29 protein-coding genes are annotated in these 24,933 nt (G+C 61.2%); 12 read left to right on the forward strand and 17 right to left on the reverse strand.

The window, feature by feature from the left end; all coding sequences use genetic code 11:
• Positions 1-2 precede the first annotated feature (2 nt).
• The 3 genes from mltC to mutY form a co-directional block, all read right to left on the reverse strand.
• Positions 3-1,079 carry a membrane-bound lytic murein transglycosylase MltC gene (gene mltC / locus ACJ8IJ_RS13150; protein ID WP_004937402.1) on the reverse strand — a complete coding sequence of 359 codons (1,077 nt, stop codon included), beginning with the start codon at positions 1,077-1,079 and terminating at the stop codon, positions 3-5.
• 63 nt (positions 1,080-1,142) lie between these two features.
• Positions 1,143-1,415 carry an oxidative damage protection protein gene (locus tag ACJ8IJ_RS13155; RefSeq protein ID WP_004937404.1) on the reverse strand — a complete coding sequence of 91 codons (273 nt, stop codon included), beginning with the start codon at positions 1,413-1,415 and terminating at the stop codon, positions 1,143-1,145.
• Entirely contained in the window at positions 1,412-2,512 is a 1,101-nt protein-coding gene (mutY, locus tag ACJ8IJ_RS13160) for an A/G-specific adenine glycosylase (protein WP_004937408.1), read from the reverse strand. Before mutY ends, ACJ8IJ_RS13155 begins: the two co-directional genes overlap by 4 nt.
• A 177-nt stretch (positions 2,513-2,689) precedes the next feature.
• On the opposite strand from mutY, the gene trmB reads away from it, so the two are divergent.
• From trmB to ACJ8IJ_RS13190, 6 genes are all read left to right on the forward strand, one after another.
• The gene (gene trmB / locus ACJ8IJ_RS13165) at positions 2,690-3,409 is read left to right on the forward strand and encodes a tRNA (guanosine(46)-N7)-methyltransferase TrmB (protein WP_004937410.1); all 720 of its coding nucleotides are present in this window, start codon (positions 2,690-2,692) and stop codon (positions 3,407-3,409) included.
• Positions 3,409-3,735 carry a YggL family protein gene (locus tag ACJ8IJ_RS13170; protein ID WP_004937412.1) on the forward strand — a complete coding sequence of 109 codons (327 nt, stop codon included), beginning with the start codon at positions 3,409-3,411 and terminating at the stop codon, positions 3,733-3,735. Before trmB ends, ACJ8IJ_RS13170 begins: the two co-directional genes overlap by 1 nt.
• A gap of 95 nt (positions 3,736-3,830) precedes the next feature.
• A complete protein-coding gene (glsB, locus tag ACJ8IJ_RS13175) occupies positions 3,831-4,754 on the forward strand; it encodes a glutaminase B (RefSeq protein ID WP_004937414.1) in 924 nt (307 codons plus the stop codon).
• A 30-nt stretch (positions 4,755-4,784) separates the two neighbouring features.
• Entirely contained in the window at positions 4,785-5,507 is a 723-nt protein-coding gene (locus tag ACJ8IJ_RS13180; RefSeq protein WP_015379052.1) for a DUF2884 domain-containing protein, read from the forward strand.
• Positions 5,508-5,601: 94 nt separating this feature from the next.
• The gene (locus ACJ8IJ_RS13185) at positions 5,602-5,844 is read left to right on the forward strand and encodes a DUF4160 domain-containing protein (RefSeq protein ID WP_442518689.1); all 243 of its coding nucleotides are present in this window, start codon (positions 5,602-5,604) and stop codon (positions 5,842-5,844) included.
• Positions 5,828-6,076 carry a DUF2442 domain-containing protein gene (locus ACJ8IJ_RS13190; RefSeq protein WP_004937422.1) on the forward strand — a complete coding sequence of 83 codons (249 nt, stop codon included), beginning with the start codon at positions 5,828-5,830 and terminating at the stop codon, positions 6,074-6,076. Before ACJ8IJ_RS13185 ends, ACJ8IJ_RS13190 begins: the two co-directional genes overlap by 17 nt.
• Positions 6,077-6,112: 36 nt before the next feature.
• On the opposite strand, the gene hemW is transcribed toward ACJ8IJ_RS13190, so the two are convergent.
• The 6 genes from hemW to ACJ8IJ_RS13220 are packed head-to-tail and all read right to left on the reverse strand — an operon-like array spanning position 6,113 to position 10,281.
• Positions 6,113-7,255, reverse strand: a complete 1,143-nt coding sequence (gene hemW / locus ACJ8IJ_RS13195) for a radical SAM family heme chaperone HemW (protein ID WP_048796774.1) — start codon at positions 7,253-7,255, stop codon at positions 6,113-6,115.
• Positions 7,248-7,841 carry an XTP/dITP diphosphatase gene (locus tag ACJ8IJ_RS13200; RefSeq protein WP_265261073.1) on the reverse strand — a complete coding sequence of 198 codons (594 nt, stop codon included), beginning with the start codon at positions 7,839-7,841 and terminating at the stop codon, positions 7,248-7,250. Before ACJ8IJ_RS13200 ends, hemW begins: the two co-directional genes overlap by 8 nt.
• Positions 7,842-7,859: 18 nt before the next feature.
• A complete protein-coding gene (gene yggU, locus ACJ8IJ_RS13205) occupies positions 7,860-8,150 on the reverse strand; it encodes a DUF167 family protein YggU (RefSeq protein ID WP_004948014.1) in 291 nt (96 codons plus the stop codon).
• Entirely contained in the window at positions 8,147-8,701 is a 555-nt protein-coding gene (locus tag ACJ8IJ_RS13210; protein ID WP_004937436.1) for a YggT family protein, read from the reverse strand. Before ACJ8IJ_RS13210 ends, yggU begins: the two co-directional genes overlap by 4 nt.
• 31 nt (positions 8,702-8,732) lie before the next feature.
• On the reverse strand, positions 8,733-9,554 hold the full coding sequence (proC, locus tag ACJ8IJ_RS13215) for a pyrroline-5-carboxylate reductase (protein ID WP_442518688.1): 822 nt from the start codon (positions 9,552-9,554) through the stop codon (positions 8,733-8,735).
• Between the two features lie 19 nt (positions 9,555-9,573).
• Positions 9,574-10,281 (reverse strand): YggS family pyridoxal phosphate-dependent enzyme, encoded by a 708-nt coding sequence (locus tag ACJ8IJ_RS13220; RefSeq protein WP_004937443.1) that lies wholly within the window; start codon positions 10,279-10,281, stop codon positions 9,574-9,576.
• A gap of 20 nt (positions 10,282-10,301) precedes the next feature.
• Between ACJ8IJ_RS13220 and ACJ8IJ_RS13225 the strand changes: the two genes are divergently transcribed.
• A complete protein-coding gene (locus ACJ8IJ_RS13225; protein ID WP_442518687.1) occupies positions 10,302-11,324 on the forward strand; it encodes a type IV pilus twitching motility protein PilT in 1,023 nt (340 codons plus the stop codon).
• Here the strand turns inward: ACJ8IJ_RS13225 and ruvX are convergent.
• The 6 genes from ruvX to ACJ8IJ_RS13255 form a co-directional block, all read right to left on the reverse strand.
• The gene (gene ruvX / locus ACJ8IJ_RS13230) at positions 11,321-11,743 is read right to left on the reverse strand and encodes a Holliday junction resolvase RuvX (protein ID WP_103830044.1); all 423 of its coding nucleotides are present in this window, start codon (positions 11,741-11,743) and stop codon (positions 11,321-11,323) included. The two genes, ACJ8IJ_RS13225 and ruvX, sit on opposite strands and share 4 nt — an antisense overlap.
• Positions 11,743-12,306: a YqgE/AlgH family protein gene (locus ACJ8IJ_RS13235; RefSeq protein WP_004937452.1), complete on the reverse strand. Its 564-nt coding sequence runs from the start codon at positions 12,304-12,306 to the stop codon at positions 11,743-11,745. The genes ruvX and ACJ8IJ_RS13235 overlap by 1 nt, the downstream gene beginning before the upstream one ends.
• 133 nt (positions 12,307-12,439) lie before the next feature.
• Complete coding sequence (gshB, locus tag ACJ8IJ_RS13240) at positions 12,440-13,390, reverse strand: glutathione synthase (protein ID WP_033632096.1); 951 nt, start codon at positions 13,388-13,390, stop codon at positions 12,440-12,442.
• A gap of 10 nt (positions 13,391-13,400) precedes the next feature.
• A complete protein-coding gene (gene rsmE / locus ACJ8IJ_RS13245) occupies positions 13,401-14,132 on the reverse strand; it encodes a 16S rRNA (uracil(1498)-N(3))-methyltransferase (protein WP_004937458.1) in 732 nt (243 codons plus the stop codon).
• A gap of 69 nt (positions 14,133-14,201) precedes the next feature.
• Positions 14,202-14,897 (reverse strand): deoxyribonuclease I, encoded by a 696-nt coding sequence (endA, locus tag ACJ8IJ_RS13250; RefSeq protein ID WP_131165517.1) that lies wholly within the window; start codon positions 14,895-14,897, stop codon positions 14,202-14,204.
• A gap of 101 nt (positions 14,898-14,998) precedes the next feature.
• Positions 14,999-15,511, reverse strand: a complete 513-nt coding sequence (locus tag ACJ8IJ_RS13255) for a SprT family zinc-dependent metalloprotease (protein WP_004937462.1) — start codon at positions 15,509-15,511, stop codon at positions 14,999-15,001.
• Positions 15,512-15,860: 349 nt separating this feature from the next.
• Between ACJ8IJ_RS13255 and fumA the strand changes: the two genes are divergently transcribed.
• Both fumA and ACJ8IJ_RS13265 read left to right on the forward strand, forming a co-directional pair.
• Positions 15,861-17,507, forward strand: coding sequence for a class I fumarate hydratase FumA (gene fumA / locus ACJ8IJ_RS13260; protein ID WP_004937467.1), 1,647 nt, complete (start codon positions 15,861-15,863; stop codon positions 17,505-17,507).
• Positions 17,508-17,659: 152 nt separating this feature from the next.
• A complete protein-coding gene (locus ACJ8IJ_RS13265; RefSeq protein WP_131165518.1) occupies positions 17,660-18,526 on the forward strand; it encodes a helix-turn-helix domain-containing protein in 867 nt (288 codons plus the stop codon).
• On the opposite strand, the gene ACJ8IJ_RS13270 is transcribed toward ACJ8IJ_RS13265, so the two are convergent.
• Entirely contained in the window at positions 18,450-19,502 is a 1,053-nt protein-coding gene (locus tag ACJ8IJ_RS13270) for an XdhC family protein (RefSeq protein ID WP_049189053.1), read from the reverse strand. The genes ACJ8IJ_RS13265 and ACJ8IJ_RS13270 overlap by 77 nt on opposite strands.
• Before the next feature lie 8 nt (positions 19,503-19,510).
• Positions 19,511-20,095, reverse strand: coding sequence for a nucleotidyltransferase family protein (locus tag ACJ8IJ_RS13275; RefSeq protein WP_048325364.1), 585 nt, complete (start codon positions 20,093-20,095; stop codon positions 19,511-19,513).
• A gap of 208 nt (positions 20,096-20,303) precedes the next feature.
• On the opposite strand from ACJ8IJ_RS13275, the gene ACJ8IJ_RS13280 reads away from it, so the two are divergent.
• Genes ACJ8IJ_RS13280 through ACJ8IJ_RS13290 form a run of 3 tightly spaced genes read left to right on the forward strand, consistent with a single transcriptional unit; the run spans position 20,304 to position 24,876 of the window.
• On the forward strand, positions 20,304-23,093 hold the full coding sequence (locus ACJ8IJ_RS13280; protein ID WP_015379039.1) for a xanthine dehydrogenase family protein molybdopterin-binding subunit: 2,790 nt from the start codon (positions 20,304-20,306) through the stop codon (positions 23,091-23,093).
• Positions 23,090-23,644, forward strand: a complete 555-nt coding sequence (locus ACJ8IJ_RS13285; RefSeq protein WP_033639400.1) for a (2Fe-2S)-binding protein — start codon at positions 23,090-23,092, stop codon at positions 23,642-23,644. The genes ACJ8IJ_RS13280 and ACJ8IJ_RS13285 overlap by 4 nt, the downstream gene beginning before the upstream one ends.
• Complete coding sequence (locus ACJ8IJ_RS13290; RefSeq protein WP_442518686.1) at positions 23,641-24,876, forward strand: c-type cytochrome; 1,236 nt, start codon at positions 23,641-23,643, stop codon at positions 24,874-24,876. The genes ACJ8IJ_RS13285 and ACJ8IJ_RS13290 overlap by 4 nt, the downstream gene beginning before the upstream one ends.
• Positions 24,877-24,933 lie beyond the last annotated feature (57 nt).

Raw genomic sequence — 24,933 nt, forward strand, 5'->3', positions numbered from 1 at the left:
CGCTACTTTCTGCGGTAGCTCTTCTGTGCGGTATTCACTTTCACCAGATAGCGGCGCGACTCGGCGGCCGGGTGTTTGGTGGTCAGCGTTTGGTACACGTCGCCCGGCTGCATGCCGTTGATGATGCCCACCGCGCGCGTCCTGTCGCTGGAGAACACCCGCAGCACGCTGCCGGCGCCGCCGTTGTAGGCGGTGATCACCGCATAGCGGCGCGAGGTCGGGTTCTGAATGCCGCCCAGGTAGTTGTTCTGCAGGATCGCCAGGTAGGCGGTGCCGGTGTCGATGTTGTTCTCCGGATCGAACAGGTAGCTGCGGCTCGGGGTGCCCCATTTGCCGCGCATCTGGAACACATCCTTACCGGCGGTGTGCTGCACAACCTGCATCAGGCCCAGCGCGTCCGAACCGCTCACCGCATAGGGGTTGAAGCTCGATTCGGTCTGCATGATTGCCAGGATCAGCGATTCGTCTACGCCGTATTTTTCCGACGCCTTGCGCACCATCGGCAGATATTTATGCGCACGTTTGTCCAGGTGGTTTGGCACCAGCTGGATGGTGACCGAGTAGATGACGTGCAGGCCGGAGGTGCGTTTTTGCAGTTTGGTCTGCAGCAGGTAATCGGCAAAGTGCGCCGCGCGCCATTCCCAGCGGATCGGCGCGCCTTTGTTATCCAGCACCTGGCCGTACAGGAACGGCTCTTTGCTGATCTGGATATCGTTGGCGTCGGAATAGAGATCGATGGAACCCGGATCGTCACCCATCAGCAGCGTGCTGATGATCGCCTGGCGCAGGTGCGCGGCCGGATCGGTGGTGGCGATGGTTTCGATGGTGATGGCACCGGTGTCGAAGTTGATGTGGCTGCGGGTTTGGTATTGGTCGGTATATTTGACGTAGTCTTTCGGCCCGGCGATCAGAACTTCGTTCAGACCCCAGATGTTCTCGATGTTGTGAGCGAATTGCCCCATCAGAATGTCGAAGCCGTTGGTGTCTTTGATCCAGGCTTCGTTGATTTCTTCACTTTTTTTGCCGGAACAGGAGATCAGCAAAGGCGCTATTACGAGCAAAGCTAAAATTTTCTTCATCTTAAAGCCGTTTGGAAGAAGTATAAGAGGATTGAAGCGGGCCAGCGCCTGGCCCCAACAGCGTTATTCGCTCGGCGGCGTATAGCCTTCGATGTGCACGTCGTGCCCTTCGAACAGGAACTTGATCATTTCCTCTTCCAGCAGTTTGCGATCATCCACGTTCATCATGTTCAGCTTCTTCTCGTTGATCAGCATGGTCTGCTTCTTCATCCACTCGCCCCAGGCTTCCTTGGAGATCTCGTTGTAGATGCGCTTGCCGACGTCGCCGGGATAAAGCTGGAAGTCCTGGCCCTCGGCGTCGCGCTGCAGGAAAGTACAAAAAATGGTGCGGCTCATGCTAATTCCTCGTCGATGGCGCTATCGCCATATAAGTTTTGTTGGATCGGGGGCTGCTTCGCCAGCTGTTGCAACAGGCGATCCACCGGCGCTGCCAGCCCGACCGACGGCGGCTGCGCTAAGTTATACCAGAGACCCGCGCCCTCATCCATGCCGCTGCCCGCCGCGTCGAGCGACAGCCACATCGGCACGATATCGAGATGGAAATGGCTGAACGTGTGGCGAAACGCGGTCAGCTGTTCCAGGCGCTTGCCTTTCAGACCGCGCTGCTGCAGCCAGAGTTCCAAATCCACGCGCGCGCTGAACTGTGGGAAGCAGAACAGGCCGCCCCACAGGCCCACCGCCGGGCGCTGCTCCAGCCACACGCGGTCGCCGTGCTGCAGCAATAAGAAGTAGGCGGTTTTTTCCGGCAGGGTCTGTTTGGGTTTCTTGCCGGGGTAGTTGGCCCAGCTGTGATTGGCATAAGACAGGCAGCCGACGTTGAGCGGGCAGAGTTCACACTTGGGCTTGGAACGAGTGCAGACCATGGCGCCCAGATCCATCATCGCCTGGTTGAACTGGCCGACGCCCTGCGCCGGGGTGACCTCTTCGCTGATTTTCCACAGCCGGTTTTCGACTTCTTTCTTGCCCGGCCAGCCTTCCACCGCGTAGCAGCGAGCCAGCACGCGCTTCACGTTGCCGTCGAGGATCGGATAGTGTTGGCCCAGCGCCAACGACAGCACCGCGCCGGCGGTGGAGCGGCCGACGCCCGGTAAATCGGCGATTTCTGCGAAGGTTGTCGGGAACTCGCCGCCGTGCTGTGCGACAATGGTCTGCGCCGCCTTGTGCAGGTTGCGGGCGCGGGCGTAATAACCGAGGCCGGTCCACAGATGCAGCACTTCGTCCAGCGGAGCCTCCGCCAGCGCGCGCACGTTGGGAAAACGGGCCATAAAGCGCTGAAAATAAGGAATGACGGTGGCAACCTGAGTCTGTTGCAACATCACCTCGGAGAGCCATACTTGATAGGCGGTTTTCTCCAACTGCCACGGCAGGGTCTTGCGACCGTAGCGCTGGTACCAGTCAAGCACCACCTGTGCGAATTGTTGTGCTTGCATCATGAGCAGCGTCGTTATCCGGCAGAAAATGAAGCGAGATTGCAGCATAGAGTCATGATGCTGTAAACCGGAACTTTCCGACGCCGCACGGCGGGTACAGAAGATGAACACTTGCTAAACCAATGTATCTTTGCATAATGCGCGTTTCCCTAATTGGCAGCCAAACAGACAGAAAGCACTATGATTAATGACGTCATCTCCCCGGAATTTGATGAGAACGGCCGCGCGATGCGCCGTATCCGCAGTTTTGTCCGCCGCCAGGGGCGGCTGACCAAAGGCCAGCAGCACGCGCTGGAGAACTATTGGCCGGTGATGGGCGTGGAGTATCAGGCTGACGCTGTCGATCTCGCCGCGCTGTTCGGCCGCGAAGCGCCGACGGTGCTGGAGATCGGTTTTGGCATGGGCGCCTCGCTGGTGACCATGGCGGGCAACAATCCGCAGCAGAACTTTTTAGGGATCGAAGTGCACTCGCCGGGCGTGGGCGCCTGCCTGGCCGACGCCCACGAGGCGAAGCTGAGCAACCTGCGTGTGATGTGCCACGATGCGGTTGAAGTGCTGGAAAACATGATCCCGGACGGCTCGCTGGACATGGTGCAGCTGTTCTTCCCCGATCCGTGGCACAAGGCGCGCCACAACAAGCGCCGCATCGTGCAAACGCCGTTTGTCGAACTGGTGCTGCGCAAGCTGAAGACCGGCGGGGTCTTCCACATGGCTACCGATTGGCAACCTTATGCGGAACATATGTTAGAGGTTATGAACGGGGTCGCAGGCTACCGTAATCTTTCCAGCGATAATGATTACGTGCCGCGTCCGGATTCGCGCCCGCTGACGAAATTTGAATTACGCGGCCAGCGCCTGGGACATGGCGTTTGGGACTTGATGTTTGAGAGGAAAGAATAATGGCTAAGAACCGCAGTCGTCGTTTACGTAAAAAGTTGCACATTGAAGAATTTCAGGAGCTGGGTTTCTCCGTAGCCTGGCGTTTTGCCGAAGGCACGTCGGTGGAAGACATCGACAGCACGCTGGATACCTTCATCGATGAAGTGATCGAGCCGAACGGCCTGGCGTTTGACGGCAGCGGCTACCTGCAGTGGGAAGGTCTGATCTGCCTGCAGAAGATCGGCCACTGCACCGACGAGCATCGCGAACTGGTGAAAAACTGGCTGGAAGCGCGCAAACTGACCGACGTTAAGGTCAGCGATCTGTTCGATATCTGGTGGGATTGATCGCGCTTGCCCGATGAGCGCGGCTTCGCGCCGCGCCGTTTTATTGATCTAAGGTGCCTTAACGGCGCCTTTGTTTTGCCCGGAGTGTGACCGAGGTGGTAACAACATTGGATAACGCGTTGCTGGAAGAGATCCTGCAACAGGTGCGCCCGCTGATTGGCCAGGGGAAAGTGGCCGACTACATCCCTGCGTTGGCAGAAGTGCCCGCCGATCGGCTGGCGATCGCCGTGTGTACGGTGGATGGCGAACTGTTCCAGGCCGGCGACGCCGCGGAGCGCTTCTCTATCCAGTCGATCTCCAAAGTGCTGAGCCTGACGCTGGCGCTGACGCGCTATCAGGAGCCTGAGATCTGGCGGCGCGTGGGCAAAGAGCCTTCCGGCCTGCCGTTCAACTCGCTGCTGCAGCTGGAGATGGAGCAGGGCAAACCGCGCAATCCGTTTATCAACCCCGGCGCGCTGGTGGTGTGCGACATGCTGCAAACCCGGCTCAGCGCCCCCAAACAGCGCATGCTGGAGGTGGTGCGTCAGCTGGCCGGCGAAGACGACCTGGCCTATGACCTGCGGGTGGCGCGTTCCGAATTCGAACACTCCGATCGCAATGCGGCCATCGCCTATCTGATGAAGTCGTTCGGCAACTTCGAGAACGACGTGATCACCGTGCTGCAAACCTATTTCCATTACTGCGCGCTGCGCATGAGCTGCGTGGAACTGGCGCGCAGCTTCGTCTATCTGGCCAATCACGGCCGCGATCTCAGCGGCGAGGCGGTGATCAGCCCGCTGCAGGCCCGGCAGATCAACGCCCTGATGATGACCAGCGGCATGTACGACGGCGCCGGCGAATTCGCCTATCGGGTGGGAATGCCGGGCAAGTCCGGCGTGGGCGGCGGCATCGTGGCCATCGTGCCGGACGAGCTGTCGATCGTCGTCTGGTCGCCGGAGCTGGATGCTTCCGGCAACTCGCTGGCGGGAACTGCGGCGCTGGAACTGTTGTCTCAACGTATCGGTCGTTCGATTTTTTAATCCCAGTCTGGATGGGAGTCAGGAGAAGCTATGTTGAAGAAAACCGGGTTAGCCTTACTGCTGCTGGCGGCGACTGCCGCGCAGGCCCACGCCGAGTACCAATGCAGCGTTAAACCCCAGGACGATGTGATCATCAGCCCGCAGAGCGTGCAGGTGAAAGGCGCCAGCGGCGACCTGCAAATCTCGCCGGATGGCGACGTGATCCGCAACGGCCAGGCGCTGAGCCTGAACGACAGCCAGCGGCAGAAAGCCTTCAGTTACCAGAGCGCGCTGCGCAAGCAGCTGCCGTGGATCGACGACGGCGCGCAGAAACACCTGGAGAAAGCCCGCGCAGCGCTGGATAAAGTGATCGTCAAAGAGCTGGGCAGCAACAGCAACGTGCGCAACCGGCTGACCACCCTGAACGGCCAGCTGAAACAGCAGATGAACCGCATCATCGAGCACCGCAGCGACGGCCTGACCTTCCACCACAAGGCGATCGACCAGGTGGAACAGGACGGCCGCAACATCGTGCAGCAGAGCATGGGCGGCGTGCTGCAGGACAGCCTGAACGAAATGGGCGTCAAACAGGCCGCCAACAGCGGCGGTAACCCGCTGCAGGCGATCATGGGCAACCTGGGCGGCTTGCAGAAGGCGATCCAGAACGAATGGAACAATCAGGAGCAGGACTTCCAGAACTTCGGCCATGATGTGTGCAACCGCGTCACCGCACTGGAAACCCAGCGCAAGGATCTGCTGAAGGCGTTGAAGTAACGGATAGGCGTAGCCGCCGTGCGTTTTTGACCTCACGACGGCTATCTGACAAACTGGCTAAACTATAATCAATCGGCAAAAGGATTTTGCATTGATGCCAGTGATATTCCGTTATAGAGGCTACAGGTTCTTTTTTTATTCCAACGAGGGTGACCCGCTTGAGCCGCCGCATGTTCATATCAGAGACGCTGAGGCTGAAGCGAAATTCTGGTTGGTTCCTGGCGTGCAGTTGGCGCGTAATGACGGCTTTAACGCCAGAACGCTAAAAGAGCTGGCGGGTCTGGTTGATACCTATCAGGCATTGTTTTTGGAGGCTTGGCATGAGTATTTCGGCTAAACGCGTCAGCTTTGACGATGCGACGATGTGGGTCGAACTGAGCGACGCCCGAATTATTGGCGTGCCACTGGCCTGGTTTCCGCGTTTGTTGAATGCGACGCAAGAACAGCGGGCAGAGTATGAACTCAGCGCTCGCGGCATCCATTGGGATGCGTTGGACGAGGATGTTTCCGTTGAGGGATTGCTGAAGGGGCGTGGCGACGTGACGCATCGCCCTCATAATGCCGCCTGAACATGAAAAAAAGCGCTGATTATTCAGCGCTTTTTTTTACTCGTCGTCCGCCAGGAACAGTTCCAGCAGCGAGTTGAGGAACAGTTTGCCCTTCTCGGTGATCTGCCAGTGCTCTGCGGTTTCTTCCAGATAGCCTTTGGCCAGCGCCTCGTCCAACTGCGGGCGAATGACGCTTTCCGCCAGCCCGGTGTAGTTGACGAAGTCGGCGCGCGGCGCGGCTTCCAGCAAGCGGAAGCGGTTCATGAAGAACTCGAACGGCCGATCCGCCGCCGCCACCTCATGCTGCTTGTCCATGTAGTCGCCGCGCATAAAGCCGCGTGGGTGCTTGGTCTTGGCGGTGCGCAGGATGCGTCCGTCGCTGAAGGTCACCTTGCCGTGCGCGCCGCAGCCGATCCCCAGATAGTCGCCGAAGCGCCAGTAGTTGAGGTTGTGTTGGCATTGGTAGCCCGGCTTGGCGTAGGCCGAGGTTTCGTACTGCTGATAGCCGGCGGCGCTCAGCAACTGGTGGCCGCGCTCGAAGATGTCCCACAGCGCATCGTCGTCCGGCAAAACCGGCGGGCGCGAACTGAACAGGGTGTTCGGTTCGATGGTCAGCTGATACCACGACAGGTGCGGTGGATTGAGGGCGATCGCCTGGCGCAAATCGTCCAGCGCCTCTTCCAGCGATTGGTCCGGCAGGCCGTGCATCAGATCGAGGTTAAAGCTGCGCAGGCCAAGGCCGGTCGCCAGCGTCGCCGCGCGTTTGGCCTCTTCCGGGCCGTGGATGCGCCCCAGACGGTTCAGCTTCTCGGCGCTGAAGCTCTGCACCCCGATGGAGATGCGGTTGACGCCGGCGCGCTGGTAGCCGCTGAAGCGATCGGCCTCCACGGTGCCGGGATTGGCCTCCATGGTGATTTCGGCGTCGTCGGCGACGCGAATGCGCGCCCGTACCCCGTCCAGCAAGGCCTGCATCGCCTCGGCGCTCAGCAGGCTGGGGGTGCCGCCGCCGATGAAGATAGTGCTGATTTCCCGGCCGCCGGCCAGCGGCAGGTCGGCATCCAGATCCGCCAACAGATGATCGACATACTCCTGATGCGGCACGTCACCCTTCAGCGCATGGGAGTTGAAGTCGCAGTAAGGGCATTTCTGCACGCACCACGGGATGTGGATGTAGAGACTCAGCGGGGGCAGCTTAAGCATTGCGCATGGCTTCCAACATCAGCTTCAGCGCCTTGCCGCGGTGCGAAATCGCCCGCTTCTCGTCGCGGCTCAGCTCGGCGGCGGTGCGGCCCAGCTCCGGCACGTAGAAGACCGGATCGTAACCGAAACCGCCTTCACCGGCGGCCTGTTCGGTGATTTCGCCGACCCAGCTGCCGTGAAACACCAGCGGCGTCGGATCTTGCGCATGGCGCAGATAGACCAGCACGCAGTGGAATTGCGCGCCGCGCTGGCCCGGCGCTACGTCTTTCATCGCCGCCAGCAGCTTGTCGAGGTTCTGCCGATCGTCGGCATCTTCACCGGCGTAGCGCGCGGAGTAGATGCCCGGCGCGCCGCCCAGCGCGTCGACCGCCAGGCCGGAGTCGTCGGCGATCGCCGGCAGGCCGGTGACCTGTGCCGCATGGCGCGCTTTCAGAATGGCGTTTTCGATAAACGTCAGGCCCGTTTCTTCGGCGGACTCCACGCCCAGATCGGTTTGTGCGACCACGTCCAGGCCGAAATCGGCCAACAGGTCGGCGAGTTCGCGCACTTTGCCCGGGTTACCGGTGGCAAGAACGACTTTTTGCATAAATGACTACCTTGAAAATTATTCGATGAGCGCCGCGACCACGGCGGGGATCTGTTGCGGATTCACGATGCGTAACTGTTTATGCCGCCCCAGTTCGCCTTTCTCGATGGTGACGTTGCTTTTCGCCACTTTGAACTGCTTGGCGATAAACTTGATCAGATGGGCGTTGGCTTGGCCGTCGACCGGCGGGGCGGTGATGGCGACTTTCAGTTCGTCGCCATGCAAGCCGATAATTTGGTCGCGGCTGGCTTTCGGCTGAATATATAGCCTGATCGCCAGCCCGTCCAGCACCGGAGTGACTGCACTCACAGCAGGAACCAGATCTCACCGAACAGATCCATGCCCAGGTAGTTGATCAGATAGAGGATCAGGATCACCACCATGGCGGAAAAGTCGATGCCGCCCATCGCCGGGATGATGCGACGGATCGGCGCCATCAAGGGTTCGGTCAGTTGGTACATCACGTAGTCGATCGGGCTGCGGCCCTGGCTTACCCAGCTCATCAGCGCACGAATGATCATCACCCAGAAGATCAGGTAGCCGGCGGACTTCACCAGCGAGATCAGGCCGAACAGCAGGTTATACGGGCTGAGCGACATCGCGCCGCCCTGAATCAGCAGCAGCAGCGGGTATTTGATGGTCATCAGCAGGAACGCCAGCAGCAGCGATGCGCTGTCGATGGGCCCCAGTGACGGGATGATGCGGCGCAGTGGGCCGACCACCGGCTGGGTGATCTTCACCACAAACTGTGAGAACGGGTTGTAAAAATCGGTGCGCGCCCACTGCATCCAAATGCGTAGCAACAGCACCATCACGTACAGATCAATAACGGTCTTGACCAGGAAAGTCAGCGTTAGCATGAAGTGGTCCTTCTCCTTAACTCGCGGTTATTTAAAATAATTTTTCCATCTCTTGGGCACGGGAAACGGCGGCCTGCATCGCTTGCCCCACGGTTTCCGACAGTTGGCGTTCGTTGAACACCCGCAGCGCTTCGGCAGTGGTGCCGCCTTTGGAGGTCACCTGCTCGCGCAGCGTGCCCAGCGGCGTATCCGGGTTGGCTTCCACCAATGCGGCGGCGCCGGAAGCGGCCTGTTGTACCAGATCGCGCGCGGTCTGGCTGTCGAAGCCCATGCGCTCGGCCTCTTTTTGCATCGCTTCCATAAACAGGAAGAAATAGGCCGGGGCGCTACCCGCGGCGGCGATCACGCCGTTGATGCCATTTTCGTCATCGACCCAGCAAACTTTACCGACCGACGCCATTAAATCGCCGGTGTAATCGCGATCCCGCTGGCTGACCTGCGCCGGCGCGTACAGCCCGCTCATGCCTTTGCCGACCAGCGACGGAGTGTTGGGCATGATGCGCACGATGTCCAGCTTGTCGCCGAGCAGCTGATAGAAACGGCTGACCTGAATACCGGCGGCGATCGACAGCACCAGCTTGCCGCTGAAGTCGACCTGTTCGCGCAGCGGCTGACACACGTCGGCCATCATCTGCGGTTTGACCGCCAGCACCACCACCTCGGCTTCACGCGCGCAGGCGACGTTGTCGCCGCTGCTGACGATGCCGTAGTCTGCAGCCAGCGCATCACGGTTTTTCGGCGAAGGGGCGCAGACGCTGATGGATTTGGCTGGATAGCCGCCCGCCACCAGGCCGGCGATGATTGCACGCGCCATGTTGCCGGCGCCGATAAAGGTAATCTTGCGATGTTGCATCAAATCCCTCGTCTGTGTGTCAGGCCTGCGAGTAGTCGCGGGCGCCAAAAATTGCGGTGCCGATGCGCACCAGGGTGCTGCCGGCAGCGATCGCCGCCGCCATATCGTCCGTCATGCCCATCGACAGCGTATCGGCCTGCGGATAACGCTGACGCAGGGCGAGAAATGCGTCGTTCATCCGGCTGAATACCGCCAGCTGCCGCTGATAATCCGCTTCCGGCGCCGGAATAGCCATCAGGCCGCGCAGCGTCAGGTTCGGCAGCGCGGCGATCGCTTCGGCCAACGCCGGCAGCTCGGCCAACGCAATGCCGGATTTGCTTTGCTCGTCGCTGATGTTGATTTGAATCAGCACGTTGAGCGGCGGCATGTCGGCCGGGCGCTGATCGCTCAAGCGCTGGGCGATGCGCAGCCGATCCACGGTATGGCACCAGGCGAAGTGTTCCGCCACCAGCCGACTCTTATTGGATTGCAGCGGGCCGATAAAGTGCCACACCAACTCGCCGCTTTGCGGCGACTCGGCGAAATGCCGGATCTTGTCTACCCCTTCCTGCACGTAGTTCTCGCCGAAGGCGCGCTGGCCGGCGGCGATGGCTTCTTCGATCGCCGCCACAGGTTTGGTTTTGCTGACGGCAAGCAGGGCAACTTCTTCTGGCGCCCGCGCGCAGTTTTGCGCGGCGGCCGCGATGCGGTTTCTGACATCCTGCAGGTTCTGTTGGATAGTGCTCATTATTGACCCGGGAGAGTGATATGGATATCGATGAATTCGTGGCCCTTAGTGTAAAGCATAATGCTTCCGATCTGCACCTTTGTGCCGGTCATCCGCCGATGTTGCGCATCGACGGTGAACTGCAGCCGCTGGCGGCGGCGCCAACGCTGACGGCGCAAGGCGCGCAGGCCCTCTGCAACGGATTGCTGAATGCGCAGCAGCGCGAGAGCCTGCGGCGGCTGGGGCAGGTCGATCTGGCGCTGCACAGGCCGAGCGGGGAGCGGCTGCGGGCCAACGTTTTTCAGCAAAGCGCGGGAATTTCTCTCGCGTTGCGGCGTATCGCCGGGCAGTCGCCTTCGCTTGCCGAGCTGGCGGCGCCGGCCATCGTCCCGGCGCTGCTGCGGCGCGCCGACGGATTGATCCTGGTCACCGGCGCCACCGGCAGCGGCAAGTCCACCACGCTGGCGGCGATGATCGACGAGATCAACCGGCACCAGCCGCGGCACGTTTTGACGCTGGAGGATCCGATCGAATTCCTGCACCGCAGCCGGCGATCGCTGATCCAGCAGCGGGAGATCGGCCGTGACAGCCACAGCTTCGATGCGGCGTTGCGCGCCGCGCTGCGCGAAGATCCGGATGTGATCCTGCTGGGTGAGCTGCGCGATATCGCCACCATCCGGCTGGCGCTCACCGCGGCGGAGACCGGCCACCTGGTGCTGGCGACGCTGCACACCCGCAGCGCGCCGCAGGCGGTGGAACGGCTGGTAGACGTGTTTCCGGCGGAAGAGAAACCCTATGTGCGCGCCCAGCTGGCCGGCAGCCTGCAAGCGGTGATCGCGCAAAAGCTGATGAGGCGCCCTGGCGGCGGACGCGTGGCGATCTTTGAAGTGCTGACGGCGACGGCGGCGGTCAGCAACCTGATCCGCGAAGGGAAAACCCATCAGTTGGCGAGCGTGTTGCAAACCGGCGCGCAGTCCGGCATGCAAACCTTTGAGCAAGGTTTGCAGCAGCGGATCGACGCCGGCGTGTTGGGGGAGTGCGCGGGGGAGGGAACGAGGGGTTAACCCAGCTGCCGTTCGAACCAGCTTTCGAGGATAACCACCGCGGAGGCGGAGTCCACGCTGCCTTTATCAAGCGCGCGGAAGCCGCCGCGATCGAACAGGTTGGCGCGCGCTTCCACGGTGCTCAGGCGCTCGTCATGCAGCTCGATCTGAATGCCGAAGCGACCGTGCAGGCGGTTGGCGAACTTGCGCGCCTGGGCGGTAACGGGCTGTTCGGTGCCGTCCATGTTCAGCGGCAGGCCGACCACCACCAAATCCGGCTGCCACTCCTTCAGCAGTTTTTCGATTTTCAGCCAGTCCGGCGAACCGTCCTGCGCTTTGAAAGCCGGCAGGGCGCGGGCGCTGCCGGTCAGCTCCTGGCCGACGGCCGCGCCGATGCTTTTGGTGCCGAAGTCGAAGGCGATAATGGTGCGGTTGCTCATCAGGCGTGTCCTGCGTGGTTGGCGATGCTGCGAATGTCGATGCCCAGAAGGTTCCCCGCCTCGCGCCAACGGCTGGCGATCGGCGTGCGGAACAGAATGTCGGTGTTGGCTTCGATGGTCAGCCAGGCGTTTTCCAACACTTCCTGCTCCAACTGGCCCTTTTCCCAACCCGCATAGCCCAGCGCCACCAGCACGTCGTCCGGTTGCTCTGGCGTGCCGAGCGTCTCCAGCACGTCTTTCGAGGTGGTGATCATGGTGTTGGGCGAAATTTGAATGCTGGCGCCGAAGCCGTGGCGCGGCGTATGCAGGATAAACCCGCGATCGTCCGCCAGAGGCCCGCCGGCGAACACCGGTTTGTCCAGGCTGATGGCCGGATCGCGCGCAGGCGGCATGATCTTCAGCTTGCTCAGCACCGTGGCTACCGTGAATTGCTCCACCGGTTTATTGATCACCAAACCCATGGCGCCTTCTTCATTGTGCTCGCAAATGTAAATCACCGAGCGTTTGAAGCGAGGATCCTGCAAGGTTGGCATGGCGATCAGAAAATGGTGCTGTAAATTCATGGCGTTAGTATAAGGTAATAAATGGGTGAGAAAATAAACAGCCGCCAGTATGCGGCTATACCTGCCGCCTTTCAAGGCGCGCTTTGGCGGGCGCGATGCAGAACAGCGGGCGGCATGCCGCCCGCATTGCGCATTACTTCGCCGCCAGGCGCTTTTCAATGGCGTCCATCAGCATGCCGGTAATCGAAATCGGGAATGCCGCTTCGATCTCGCGCGCGCAGGTCGGGCTGGTGACGTTGATTTCAGTCAGGCGATCACCGATCACGTCCAGGCCGACGAAGATCAGCCCTTTCTCTTTCAGCGTCGGGGCGACGGCGCGGGCGATTTTCCAGTCGCTTTCGCTCAGCGGGCGCGCTTCGCCGCGGCCGCCGGCCGCCAGGTTGCCGCGGGTCTCGCCCTGCGCCGGAATGCGCGCCAGGCAGTAAGGCACCGGCTCGCCGTCCACCACCAGGATGCGCTTGTCACCGTCCTTGATCGCCGGCAGGAAGTTCTGCGCCATGCAGAAACGGCTGCCGTGTTCGGTCAGGGTTTCGATGATCACCGACAGGTTAGGATCGTCCTGCTTCACGCGGAAGATAGACGCGCCGCCCATGCCGTCCAGCGGCTTCAGGATGATGTCGCCGTGCTGCTGGTGGAATTTGCGGATGTGCGCGGCGCTGCGGCTGACCAGCGTATCCGGCGTCAGCTCCGGGAACCAGGCGGTGAACAGCTTCTCGTTGCAATCGCGCAGGCTTTGCGGCTTGTTGACCACCAGCGTGCCTTTAACCTCGGCGCGTTCCAGAATGTAGGTCGCGTAGATGTATTCGGTATCGAACGGCGGATCCTTGCGCATCAGGATCACGTCCAGTTCGTGCAGCGCCAGGTCCTGCTCGGCGCCGAAGCTGAACCAGCTCTCCTTGTCTTCCTTCACGCTCAGCAGGCGGGTGCGGGCGCGCCCGTCGCCGGCATGCAGATAGAGATCGTTCATCTCCATGTAGTGCAATTCGTAACCGCGGCGCTGCGCTTCGAGCAGCATGGCGAAGCTGGTGTCTTTCTTGATGTTGATGGAATCGATAGGATCCATCACGATGCCGAGCTTAATCATCTTTTCTCCTTTAACCCAGGTCGCCGAAGCGGACCTGCAGAGCGGTAATGGCGGTGAGCGCTGTGGTTTCGGTACGCAGAACGCGTGGTCCCAGCAGAATATCAGTAAATCCGTGGTCGGTGGTCATGGCGATTTCGTCGGCGGACAAACCGCCTTCCGGGCCGATCAGCAGGCGAACATGATCCACCGGCTGTGGCAGCGTGTTGATGCTGTGGCTGGCGCGCGGGTGCAGGTTGAGTTTCAGGCTGCCGTCCTGCTCGGCGCACCAGGCCTCCAGCGACATCGCCTCGCGGATTTCGGGAATGCGGTTGCGGCCGCACTGTTCGCAGGCGGCGATGGCGATCTTCTGCCATTGCTGGATTTTCTTCGCCAGGCGTTCGCCGTCCAACTTCACGCCGCAGCGCTCGGAAAACAGCGGGGTGATGACGTTGACGCCCAGCTCGATGGATTTCTGGATGGTGAACTCCATCTTCTCGCCGCGCGAGATCACCTGGCCCAGATGCAGGTTGAGCGGCGATTCGATGTCATCCACGCGGCCGTCGCCAAGGCGCACCAGCACGCTCTTTTTGTCCACCCGGATTATTTCGGCGTCGAACACCTGGTTGCTGCCATCGAACAGCTGCAGCGCCTGGCCGGCGCTCATGCGCAGCACGCGCCCGACGTGGTTGGCGGCGTCCTCGCTGAGGGCGATCTCCGCCCGGTCGGTCAACGGTTGCGGATGGTAAATGCGGGGTATGCGCATGGGTAGTCTGATCCTGACGAAACGGCGCCGCGGGTTGGCGGCGCCATGAAAGATAAAGGCTATAGTAGGTTAGCTTTTCCGCTGCTGACAAGCCTGTTGAATATAGGGGTTGTGGTTGCCCTGCACCTTGGCGATACGTGCTTCGCGCTGACATTCCCATTGGCTCACCGGATATTGCCGGTTCCACACTTCAAACAGCTGGGTTTGCTGGCGTGACAGCCGCAGCTGGTAGCGATCGCGCATGTAGAAGTAGGTGCGGGCAATGGCGCCGCGGGCGCGGGCGGGCGGCTCCGCCTGTTTATTCTTGAAGTCCACCTTCATTGGGCATTGCCCGTACTGGCCTGCGCCGCCGTTCCATTGGCTGTACATGAAGTTGTTGCGGTCGCCGTTCACTTCGCCGATCGCCGGCTGCAGGTTGTGCAGATCGGTTTCTATCTGGCGATAGGTGGCGTCTTTGTTGCAGTTTTTGCGCCCGCCGTCTTGCCAGCACTGCAGCTGGTGGCCGAACTGCCAGGCCGGCACCACGTGTTCCCATTCAATGCGCTGCGCGCGTTGGGCGTTTTTACGCACCTGATAGCCGCAGCTGGCGAGATCGGGAATGCCCTTCTTGCCTTGCCACTCGATGCGGCAGCCACAGTAAAAACTGCCCGGCGCATCCTGGTTAATCTTGGCCGCCGCCGTCTTGGCCTGAGAGAAGTTATTGATGCCGTGCGCCTGTGCGGCGCCTGCGGCGAAAACCGCCATAAACAAAATTCTGCGAAGCATATTCCAAAACAGCTCAAAATTGGAAAAGCAGGCAGGGTAACGGAACTTGTCGGCAGTGGCAAATGGCGATATTTACTTGTTTTAACGTATAAATCGTTTAACTAAAGGTTCTCGCTAGCAAGAAATTTCAGTTTTTCGCCGCACCGGCGGCAGCGGTATTCGCTTTCGCCGCGCAGCACGCGGTTATGGCGGCGAATGGTGAGCTGGTGCTGCCCGCAGCCGCAGCGGTAGGGGAAGGTTTTGCTTTGCACCGAGGCGGTTTCGAAACGATGAGTGCGGCTGGCGGGCGTCAGCAGCACGCTTTCCATCATCCAACGCCATTCGCGGCCGTGCGGCGCTACCCGGCCGAATTGGCGAAACACCAGCAGGTGCGCCAGTTCGTGCGGCACCACTTCATCGATAAACGGCTGTTGGTTTTCCAGCAGCAGCACCGGGTTCAGACGGATTTCCCAGCTTTGCAGCCAGGCGGTGCCCGCGCTGGTGCCGCGTTGCTGATAGACGATGCTGGGTTCGGGGAATTCGACGGCAAAATGCTGGCGGGCCAACTGCAGCTTTTCTCGCAGGCAGCGCATCACCGCTTGTTGCAGCGCGATGGGGATTCTCGGTTTGTTCATTGCGGCTAGCTTAAGCAATGGCGCGGCGGCTGACAATATGCCCCGGCGCAAATCGCATCCGGCGCTTTTTCACCACATTGATAAGACGATCGCCGCCGATGGATTGTAATCAATGTGTTAACTGCGGGATAATAAAGCGTGCATGATGAGCCTGTACCCGCAGTTCTCACCGAGCAAGGTTGAAACGCCGCCTGTGGTAATCCCTTACGCAAATAGCGGTTATTTTGCGATTTGGCGCAATAACTGACTGATTAAAAATACGTAAGGTGGAGGCAGTTTTTTGACAAGGCGCCGCGTCGCGCGTCGCAAGTGTGAATTTAACGCAGCTGATGTTGCAAGTGAGAGATCAATGTCGAATAAACCGTTCCACTATCAAGATCCGTTCCCGCTGAAGAAAGACGATACCGAATACTACCTGCTGAGCCGCGACCATGTTTCCGTGAGCGAATTTGAAGGCCAGGAAATTCTGAAAGTTGCCCCTGAAGCGTTAACCCTGCTTGCCCAGCATGCGTTCCACGACGCCTCGTTCATGCTGCGCCCGGCGCACCAACAGCAGGTGGCTGATATCCTCAAAGATCCGGACGCCAGCGAAAATGACAAGTACGTTGCGCTGCAATTTCTGCGTAACTCAGAAATCGCCGCCAAGGGTATTTTACCGACCTGCCAGGACACTGGCACGGCGATCATCGTCGGCAAAAAGGGCCAGCGCGTCTGGACCGGCGGCGGCGATGAAGAGGCGCTGTCGCGCGGGGTGTATAACACCTACATCGAAGAGAATCTGCGCTATTCGCAGAACGCCGCGCTGGATATGTACAAAGAGGTCAATACCGGCAGCAACCTGCCGGCGCAGATCGATCTCTACAGTGTGGACGGCGAAGAGTACAAGTTCCTGTGCATCGCCAAGGGCGGCGGTTCCGCCAACAAAACCTATCTGTATCAGGAAACCAAGGCGCTGCTGTCGCCGGGCAAACTGAAAAACTACCTGGTCGACAAGATGCGTACGCTGGGCACCGCGGCTTGCCCGCCGTACCACGTGGCGTTCGTCATCGGCGGCACCTCGGCGGAAGCGACGCTGAAAACCGTCAAACTGGCCTCGACCAAGTATTACGATGGCCTGCCGACGGAAGGCAACGAGCATGGCCAGGCGTTCCGCGATCTGGAACTCGAAGCGGAACTGCTGCAAGAAGCGCAAAACCTGGGGCTGGGCGCACAGTTCGGCGGCAAATACTTCGCACATGATATCCGCGTAGTGCGCCTGCCGCGCCACGGCGCCTCCTGCCCGGTCGGCATGGGCGTCTCCTGCTCGGCGGACCGCAACATCAAAGGCAAGATCAACCGCGACGGCATCTGGCTGGAAAAACTGGAGCACAATCCGGGTAAATTCATTCCTCAGGAGCTGCGCCAGGCCGGGGAGGGCGAGGCGATCAAGGTCGATCTCAACCGCCCGATGGCCGAGATCCTCAAACAGCTGTCGCAGTACCCGGTTTCCACCCGCCTGTCGCTGAGCGGCACCATCATCGTCGGCCGCGATATCGCGCACGCCAAGCTGAAAGAGCGTCTGGATCGCGGTGAAGGCCTGCCGCAGTACGTCAAGGATCACCCGATTTACTACGCCGGCCCGGCCAAAACGCCGGAAGGCTATGCATCCGGTTCCTTGGGGCCAACCACCGCCGGGCGTATGGATTCCTACGTCGACCTGCTGCAATCCCACGGCGGCAGCATGATCATGCTGGCGAAAGGCAACCGCAGCCAGCAGGTGACGGATGCCTGCCACAAGCACGGCGGCTTCTACCTTGGCAGCATCGGCGGCCCGGCGGCGGTGCTGGCGCAGCAGAGCATCAAGAGCCTGGAGTGCGTGGAGTACCCTGAGCTGGGCATGGAAGCGATCTGGAAAATCGAAGTGGAAGATTTCCCGGCGTTTATCCTGGTGGATGACAAAGGCAATGACTTCTTCCAGAAGATCCAGGCTGGCCAATGCTCCAGCTGCCTGAAATAAGCGTTGCCCCCTTCGCCGCCTGCGGGCGGCGAAGGGGGATTGTGTAAAGTCCTGTAGCTTGCTGGACGCCGAGTTTTAACCTGTATACCCTACGCGGATAGCACTAAAATTCGACTAATGGAATATCGGCAACAGAAGGTTTCAGCAAGCACATGGGAACGCAGGAAAATCATATCAGGGAACTGCTGGTCTGGATTGAAGATAACCTGACCAATCCGCTGTCGTTGGATATCGTTTCCGCCAAGTCAGGCTATACGAAATGGTACCTGCAGCGCATGTTCAAGAAGCAGACCGGATTATCGTTAGCTTCCTACATTCGCGCTCGCCGCCTCTACATCGCCGCCTTCGCCTTGCGTTTCACGCAGAAGAGCATCCTCGATATTTCGGTCGAGTATCAATTCGATAATCAGCAGACGTTCTCGCGCTGTTTCAAGAAACATTTCGCCGAATCGCCCAGCGTGTATCGTCATGCCCGCAAACAGGACTTCAGCAATCTGGTGCGTTCGCTGGCGGCCAGCCAGCCTGGCGATATTCAGGTCGAACGCGTCAGCATCGCCAGAGGGCAATACGCCTTTCATGGCAAACAGTACGCTTATCACCTGGATATCGAAAAGTTGGACAAGTCGCATCTGCCGCAGCGCAGCGCGCTGCGGGCGCAGTTTTACACCTTGTTGGGCGAGCGCCCGACGCAAACCTATTCGTTTACCCAACTGGTGCCGGACGGCGAGCGGGTCAGGGTCGACTATACCCTGGGCGTGACGACGGACTACCCGCTGCGTGAAGGCGTGGCGCTGGAGCCGCTGCCGGAGATCCACGGCGAGTTTTGCCGTTTTCGCTATTCCGGCAAGCCGGTGGCGCTCAATGATCACATCATTCAAATCTACACGCAGGTGCTGCCCGAAATGGGGCTGGCCCGCGGTGACGGGCCGGACATGACGGTGTTCAGCTATTCGCTGAGCGGGAAAGAGGAGCTGCATCTGGAGCTGCAGCATCTGGTGCCGGTGGTGCCGTTGCACTGATCCCGTCGGCGGCCGGTCGCCGGTTTTTCTGCTGCACGATCGCCGCCATCACCGCCAGGGCGATCTCCGCCGGCGTTTTGCTGCCGAGCGGCAGGCCGATCGGCGCATGGATGCGTTCCAACTCCTGCGGCGTGAATTCGGCAATCTGCTGCAACCGCTGGCGCCGGCGTGCGCTGTTTCTGAGCGAGCCCATGGCGCCGATATAAAACGCCGGGGTGTGGATCGCTTCCATCAGCGTCAGATCGTCCATACGCGGATCGTGGGTCAGCGCCACGACGGCGGTATTGGCGTGGCAGCCCCCCTCTTCGATGAACTTGGCCGGAAACTGGCGCAGCAGCGTCACGCCGGGCTTCAGCTCGGCGGCGAAGTTGTCCAGCGCCTCCGGCCGGTTCTCGCACACCAGCACCTCAAACCCCAGCGCCACGGCGAAATCGGCGCAGTACAGCGCCACGCTGGACAGCCCGGCGATCAGCAGGCGCGGCGCGGCCGCGATATGCAGCGTGATCTGCTCGAGCCGGCGTTCCACCTGGGTAGCGCTGGTGAAATGACTCTGCTCGAGGCTGTGGCAGGCGTGGGGCAGCGTCAGGCGTTTGAGCAACGCATGATGCCCTTCCAGCGCGCCGGCGATGCGCTGCAGGTAAGCGACGCTGGTTTCTCCCGCCGGCAGATACTCGATCAGCACGTCCAGCACGCCGCCGCACGGCAGCGCCACGTTGGGCGTCATGCCGCCTTCGCCATAACGAATCACCTGGCTGGCCGCCTGATACTCCCCGGCGGCCACGCGCCGCAGAAAGTCCTCCTCCACGCACCCGCCCGACAATGAGCCGCTGTAGCGGCCGTCGCGGGTCGCCGCCATCAACGCGCCCGGCGAGCGCGGCGAAGAGCCATAGGTGCTGAGCACGGTGCATAACCAAACCGGCTGTTGTTGCAGCCAGCTTATCGCCTGGCTGACCACGGTGACATCAAGATGTTGCATAGGTGAATTTACTCGCTGGCCGGGAGTTGCGATGGAAGATCAATATCCCGCACGACGCCGGGGTGCTCAAGCGGCAGCAGGTGGACTGCCGCGCCTTGCAGCAGTTCACGCGCGCCATTATCGCCGCGCAGTTGGCAAAGTGGTTTGCGCAATAGAGCGGAAAAGCCGACCGGGTGACCGGGCTGTTGCGCATAACAGGGGCGCACGATCGGGTGTTGCCGTAAGGCATCCGCCACCTGTCGGAAAACGTCGGCGCCGACGAATGGCATATCGGCCAGGTGGATCAGCCAGCCCTGCCAGTGCGGCGTGGCCGCAACGCCCGCGGCGATCGAGTCTCCGAGGCCCGCGCTGGCGAGCAAGGTGACCGGCACCTGGTTGGCGGCGCAGGCTGCCAGTACCGGCAGATTATCCGGCCGGGTCACCACCTGTACCGGCAGGCCGGAGGCCAGCGCCTGGCATAGGGTGTGCTCGAACAGCGAACGCCGCTCGCCCGCCGCATCGGCAAACCCGGCGTTCAATTTGTTGCCCTGGCCGCCGGCCTGAATAAAGCGCTCTCCGCGTCCGGCGGCGGTAATGACAATGCCCGTGGTCATGGTTGAAGTCCGCGTTTGCGCAAATTATTTATTAGCCTACAAACTACCTGTGTTTTGTAAATGTTTTTTTGTTGAAAACAGCCTGTTAATCATCACATAATTTTAGTTATAAGCATATGCTTATGACGTCTACGGCAAGGTCGTCAGCGTTTGCGCAACAACACCGCGAACAAAAACCAATTACAAGAAAGACGTGAAGGACTTATTTATGAGCAATTTCAACCCGTCGCGGCGCCGCTTTATCAAAAGCGCCGTGATTGCGGGGGTCTCCGTGTACCTCGCCCCCCTGTACAGCCGCGCCTACGCCGCGCTGTTCGAGCAAAAAATCCTCCAGTCACCCAACTGGGATCCGCAGGCCAAGCGCGTGCGTTTCCGTATCGACGGCCGCGCCAAGGTCATGGGGCAGAAGGTGTTCGCACGCGATATCCGCGCGGTGGACATGCCGCACTGGCCGCAGAAACAGGCGCACGCCTTCATTCTGCGCGTGACCAAAGCCGACCGGCTGTTCGAGGGGGTCGATCTGTCGCTGCTGGGGGACGATCTGCAGCCCGATCGCCTAGTAACGGCGGAAGATCTGGCGCGCGATGGCCTGGCCTTTCCGGCGTTCTACGGTGACGACATGCTGCTGCCGAACGGCAAAACCCCTGCCTATCTCGGCCAGGCGGTGGCGATCCTGATCTATCACGACTTCGCCCGTTTCCGCTTCGCCAAGGACAAGCTGAAATTCCGTGAGGAAACCATCAAATACGGCGCGGTCACCGGCCCGCTGGAGCGCGATCCCTGGGGCAGTTTCCGTTACGTGCGGGTGGGGGGAGAACAGCCGTTCGACGACGATCGCTTCTCCAGCCTGAAGGATACGCCGATCTTCCCGGTATCGATGAAAAAACACCTGCCGGTGTGGCCGGAAGGGCGCGAGGGCGGCAAGCTGGATCAGGAAGGCATGCGCTATGCGGGCCTGATCGCCGACGAGTTGGCGAATCCGCCGGCCGACTGGCTGGTGATGTCACGCCGCTACACCACGCAGTCGATCGACACCTCGGCGCTGGAGCCGGACAACGCCAACGGCTGGTTCGACGCGCAGACGCAAACCCTGCATCTGGTGGTGCCGACTCAGTCGCCGCAGGAAGTGGCCGACGAGATGCCGCGCATGCTGGCCAAGCGCAACCCGCCGGTGAAACAGCTGATCCTGCACCCGTGCTACACCGTGGGCTACGGCTCGAAAGATCACTACAACTTCCCGTATTACGGCGCGGTGGCGGCAATGTATGGCGACGGCCACCCGGTGCGCCTGGCCAATGATCGCTTCGAACAGTTCCAGACGGCGCTGAAGCGCCATGCGTTCGACATGAACTACCGCATCGCGGTGAATAAGCAGACCGGCGTCATGCAGTCGTTCCTCGGTGACATGACCGCGGACGGCGGCGGCCGCAGCAACTTCACCCCTTCGGTGGTGATGGTCGGCGCGACCGCCGCCCAGTCGATTTACTACTTCCCGAAAAGCGATCTGTCGTCGGTCGGGCTGGCCTCACGCGCCATCGACGCCGGTTCGGCGCGCGGTTACGGCACGCTACAGAGCATGGCCGCCACCGAGATGATGGTGGATGAGCTGGCCGCCGAGCTGAAGATCGACCCGATCGAGTTTCGCCTGCGCAACGTGCTGAAATCCGGCATGAAAAACACCCAGGGGGCGATCCCGGCCGGTGCGATCCGCGCTGATGAAGTGCTGGAGAAGGCGGCGAAGCACGAGATGTGGCTCAAGCGCGCCGAACGCAAGGCCGAGTTTGAGAGCCGCCATCCCGGCAAGCGCTATGGCGTCGGCTTCGGCTGCGTGCAGAAAGACTTCGGCACCGGGGCGGAAACCTCGTTCGCCCGGGTGGAGCTGAGCGAAGATGGCCGCATCACGCTGCATCACAGCGGCGCGGAGATGGGCACCGGCATGTCGACCTCGCAGTCGGTATTGTGCGCGCAGTGGCTGGGCAAACCGGCCGACGAAGCCCACTTCTCGGTCACCGACTGGTCGGTATTGCCGATGGTCACCAGCGGCGATCCTTACCTGATGTCGCAGGAAGAGCAGGACAAGCTGCAAACCAACCCTAACTGGACGCCGAGCTACTGTTCGCCGTCGAGCGCCAGCAACTCGGCCTATTACTTCTCGCACAGCACCCGCGAAGCGGCGCGCCTGATCTTCGACCACGGCCTGTGGCCGGCGGCGATGGCGCTGTGGCAGGCCGGCATCGGCGGCGGCCAGGCGGCGCCGCTGGTGGTGCGGCGTGAGGATGCGCGTTGGGTCGAAGGCGGCCTGACGGCGGCGGGCATGTCGGTGCTGAGCCTCGAACTGCTGGCCAAGACGGCTTATCAGATGGGCGGCGTCACCGGCGCGGCGGTGCACGTGTTCAACCGCTGGCAGTGGGCGGAGGCCGATTTCACGTTGAACGGCAAAAGCGAACGCCTGCCGATCGACGGCATGGCGCTGCGCAACGCCAACGGCGAATTCAAGCCGCTGGCGCGCGGGCAGGTCTACTACCCGCCGACCCAGCGCAACAATGCGGCGGTGACCTACTACAGCGCCGTCGGCACGCTGGCGGAAGTGGCGGTGGATATCGCCACCGGCCAGGTGGAGTTGTTGAATCATCACTCGATCATGGAGTGCGGCAACCTGATCGTGCCGGAACTGGTTTCCGGCCAGCTGCAGGGCGGGCTGGCGATGGGCATCGGCCATGCGCTGCACGAATATTTACCGCTGTACGAAGACGGCCCGGGCAACGGCACCTGGAACTTCAACCGTTACCACCTGCCGCGCGCCAGCGACGTGGCGGTGTGGAAACAGAGCGGCGACATCCTGCCGGCGCTGTCGGAAACCGATCCGCCGAAAGGCATGGCGGAAGTGGTGATGATCCCGATCGTGGCCGCGCTGGTCAACGCCATCGCCGACGCCACCGGCCACCGTTTCCGTGATTTGCCCGTTCGTGCAGAAAATATTCGTGAGGTATTACAATGAGCATTAAAACCCAGCCGATTTCCCTGACCATCAACGAGAAACAGTACGGCCCGATCGAGGTGCCGGAAGGCTTGATGATGATCGATTTCCTGCACGAGTATCTCGATCTGACCGGTTCTCGCCTCGGTTGCGGGCAGGGCATTTGCCACGCTTGCGTGGCGATCGTCGATCACCCGAGCGGCACCAGCGAAGAGGTGCGTACCTGCATCACCGGCGCGCATTTCTTCAACGGCAAGAAAGTGCGCACCGTCGAGGGCCACGCCAAGGTGGACGAACAGGGCGAGGTGGTTGAGCTGTCGCCGATCCAGCAGGCGTTTCTGGAGCACTACAGCTTCCAGTGCGGCTACTGCACGCCGGGCTTCGTCAATGCCGCCACCATTTTCGTGGAAAAGCTCAAGCGTGAGCCGATTGCCCGCGATCAGCTGGAAAACGCCATCGAGCAGGCGCTGGACAGCCATATCTGCCGCTGCACCGGCTACGTGCGTTACTACGAAGCGGTGCGCGACGTGGTGCTGAAAACGCCGGGGCTGTTAAAGGAGACGGCACAATGAAAAAACGTCTCGCAGTGTTGATTGTGCTGGTGGCGATCGTGGTGATTGCGCTGTTGTGGTGGCGGGAAAACCGCCGTTACGACGGCCCGGTGCAGCAGGTGACCGCCAGCACCGAACAGATCGCGCGCGGCCGCTATCTGGCGCAGGCCGCCGACTGCGCCGCCTGCCATACCGCCAGCGGCGGGGCGCCGTTGGCCGGCGGCTATCCGTTGGACACGCCGTTCGGCACGATTTACGGCAGCAACCTGACGCCATCGGCCGACCACGGCATCGGGCGCTGGAGCAAGGACGACTTCTTCCTGGCGCTGACGCAGGGCGTGGCGCCGGGCGGGCGGCACCTGTACCCGGCGATGCCTTACACTTCGTATAAGGGCATGTCGCGTCAGGACGCCGACGACATCTACGCTTACCTGATGACGCGCCCGGCGGTGGACGTGGCCATTCCGGCCAACGAGATGCCGTTCCCGTTCAACCAGCGCATGGCGCTGATCGGCTGGAACCTGCTGTTCCGCAGCCAGGATCCGCTGCCGGCCAGCTCGCAGGGCAGCTCACCGCAATGGCAGCGCGGCCGCTATCTGGCCGATGTGCTGGGCCACTGTGGCGAATGTCACACGCTGCGCGGCGCGCTGGGGCAGATGGATCTCGGCAAGCCGATGCAGGGCGGCGATCTCGGCCGCTTCATGGCGCCGGACATTACGCCGCACGGTCTGGCGCAGCGCGGCTGGACGCCGCAGGACGTCAGCCGCTTCCTCAGCACCGGTCTTGCGCCGCAGGGTTCCGCCTTCAGTGAGATGCATATGGTGGTGGATCTCAGCACCCGTTATTTGACGCCGGAAGACCATCAGGCGCTGGCGCTGTATCTGATGGGCGAGCAGCCGCCGGCGGCGGTACCGGTGAAAATGGGCCAAGGCAGCGATGCCGGGCGCATGACCTATCTGGATCAGTGCGCCGGCTGCCATGCACGTGAAGGCGAGGGCAAACCGCATGTCGCGCCGGCGATGCGCGATAACGCCACGCTGCGCCAGGCGGACGGCAAGAACCTGATCGTGTCGGTGCTGGACGGCCTGCCGGCCCAGCAGTTCCCGAACGGTGAAAGCATGCAGAGCATGCCGGGCTTCGGCGAGCGTTTGAGCGATGCCGACGTGGCGGAACTGGTAAATTACCTGCGGGTGACCTGGGGCGATTTGCCGGCGGACATCACCGCCGAGCAGGTGAAAGCGCTGCGCAAGTAAGCGGCGTTCAGGCAAAAAAAAATGGCCCGCATCTGCGGGCCATTTTATTGCGCGGTC

It is taken from the genome of Serratia sp. CY40230, from assembly GCF_052168835.1.
Lineage (GTDB): Bacteria > Pseudomonadota > Gammaproteobacteria > Enterobacterales > Enterobacteriaceae > Serratia > Serratia nematodiphila.

Bases quoted from the DNA above. Each gene is read 5' to 3' on its own strand.
- trmB (WP_004937410.1), top strand. From the start codon at position 2,690: ATGATTAATGACGTCATCTCCCCGGAATTTGATGAGAACGGCCGCGCG.
- endA (WP_131165517.1), bottom strand. From the start codon at position 14,897: ATGCTTCGCAGAATTTTGTTTATGGCGGTTTTCGCCGCAGGCGCCGCA.
- ACJ8IJ_RS13275 (WP_048325364.1), bottom strand. From the start codon at position 20,095: ATGACCACGGGCATTGTCATTACCGCCGCCGGACGCGGAGAGCGCTTT.
- ACJ8IJ_RS13235 (WP_004937452.1), bottom strand. From the start codon at position 12,306: ATGAATTTACAGCACCATTTTCTGATCGCCATGCCAACCTTGCAGGAT.
- ACJ8IJ_RS13180 (WP_015379052.1), top strand. From the start codon at position 4,785: ATGTTGAAGAAAACCGGGTTAGCCTTACTGCTGCTGGCGGCGACTGCC.
- gshB (WP_033632096.1), bottom strand. From the start codon at position 13,390: ATGATTAAGCTCGGCATCGTGATGGATCCTATCGATTCCATCAACATC.
- ACJ8IJ_RS13285 (WP_033639400.1), top strand. From the start codon at position 23,090: ATGAGCATTAAAACCCAGCCGATTTCCCTGACCATCAACGAGAAACAG.
- proC (WP_442518688.1), bottom strand. From the start codon at position 9,554: ATGCAACATCGCAAGATTACCTTTATCGGCGCCGGCAACATGGCGCGT.
- mltC (WP_004937402.1), bottom strand. From the start codon at position 1,079: ATGAAGAAAATTTTAGCTTTGCTCGTAATAGCGCCTTTGCTGATCTCC.
- ACJ8IJ_RS13190 (WP_004937422.1), top strand. From the start codon at position 5,828: ATGAGTATTTCGGCTAAACGCGTCAGCTTTGACGATGCGACGATGTGG.
- ACJ8IJ_RS13200 (WP_265261073.1), bottom strand. From the start codon at position 7,841: ATGCAAAAAGTCGTTCTTGCCACCGGTAACCCGGGCAAAGTGCGCGAA.
- ACJ8IJ_RS13185 (WP_442518689.1), top strand. From the start codon at position 5,602: ATGCCAGTGATATTCCGTTATAGAGGCTACAGGTTCTTTTTTTATTCC.
- ACJ8IJ_RS13270 (WP_049189053.1), bottom strand. From the start codon at position 19,502: ATGCAACATCTTGATGTCACCGTGGTCAGCCAGGCGATAAGCTGGCTG.
- ACJ8IJ_RS13265 (WP_131165518.1), top strand. From the start codon at position 17,660: ATGGGAACGCAGGAAAATCATATCAGGGAACTGCTGGTCTGGATTGAA.
- ACJ8IJ_RS13290 (WP_442518686.1), top strand. From the start codon at position 23,641: ATGAAAAAACGTCTCGCAGTGTTGATTGTGCTGGTGGCGATCGTGGTG.
- rsmE (WP_004937458.1), bottom strand. From the start codon at position 14,132: ATGCGCATACCCCGCATTTACCATCCGCAACCGTTGACCGACCGGGCG.
- ACJ8IJ_RS13255 (WP_004937462.1), bottom strand. From the start codon at position 15,511: ATGAACAAACCGAGAATCCCCATCGCGCTGCAACAAGCGGTGATGCGC.
- ruvX (WP_103830044.1), bottom strand. From the start codon at position 11,743: ATGAGCAACCGCACCATTATCGCCTTCGACTTCGGCACCAAAAGCATC.
- fumA (WP_004937467.1), top strand. From the start codon at position 15,861: ATGTCGAATAAACCGTTCCACTATCAAGATCCGTTCCCGCTGAAGAAA.
- hemW (WP_048796774.1), bottom strand. From the start codon at position 7,255: ATGCTTAAGCTGCCCCCGCTGAGTCTCTACATCCACATCCCGTGGTGC.
- ACJ8IJ_RS13210 (WP_004937436.1), bottom strand. From the start codon at position 8,701: ATGCTAACGCTGACTTTCCTGGTCAAGACCGTTATTGATCTGTACGTG.
- ACJ8IJ_RS13170 (WP_004937412.1), top strand. From the start codon at position 3,409: ATGGCTAAGAACCGCAGTCGTCGTTTACGTAAAAAGTTGCACATTGAA.
- ACJ8IJ_RS13155 (WP_004937404.1), bottom strand. From the start codon at position 1,415: ATGAGCCGCACCATTTTTTGTACTTTCCTGCAGCGCGACGCCGAGGGC.
- ACJ8IJ_RS13220 (WP_004937443.1), bottom strand. From the start codon at position 10,281: ATGAGCACTATCCAACAGAACCTGCAGGATGTCAGAAACCGCATCGCG.
- ACJ8IJ_RS13280 (WP_015379039.1), top strand. From the start codon at position 20,304: ATGAGCAATTTCAACCCGTCGCGGCGCCGCTTTATCAAAAGCGCCGTG.
- mutY (WP_004937408.1), bottom strand. From the start codon at position 2,512: ATGATGCAAGCACAACAATTCGCACAGGTGGTGCTTGACTGGTACCAG.
- ACJ8IJ_RS13225 (WP_442518687.1), top strand. From the start codon at position 10,302: ATGGATATCGATGAATTCGTGGCCCTTAGTGTAAAGCATAATGCTTCC.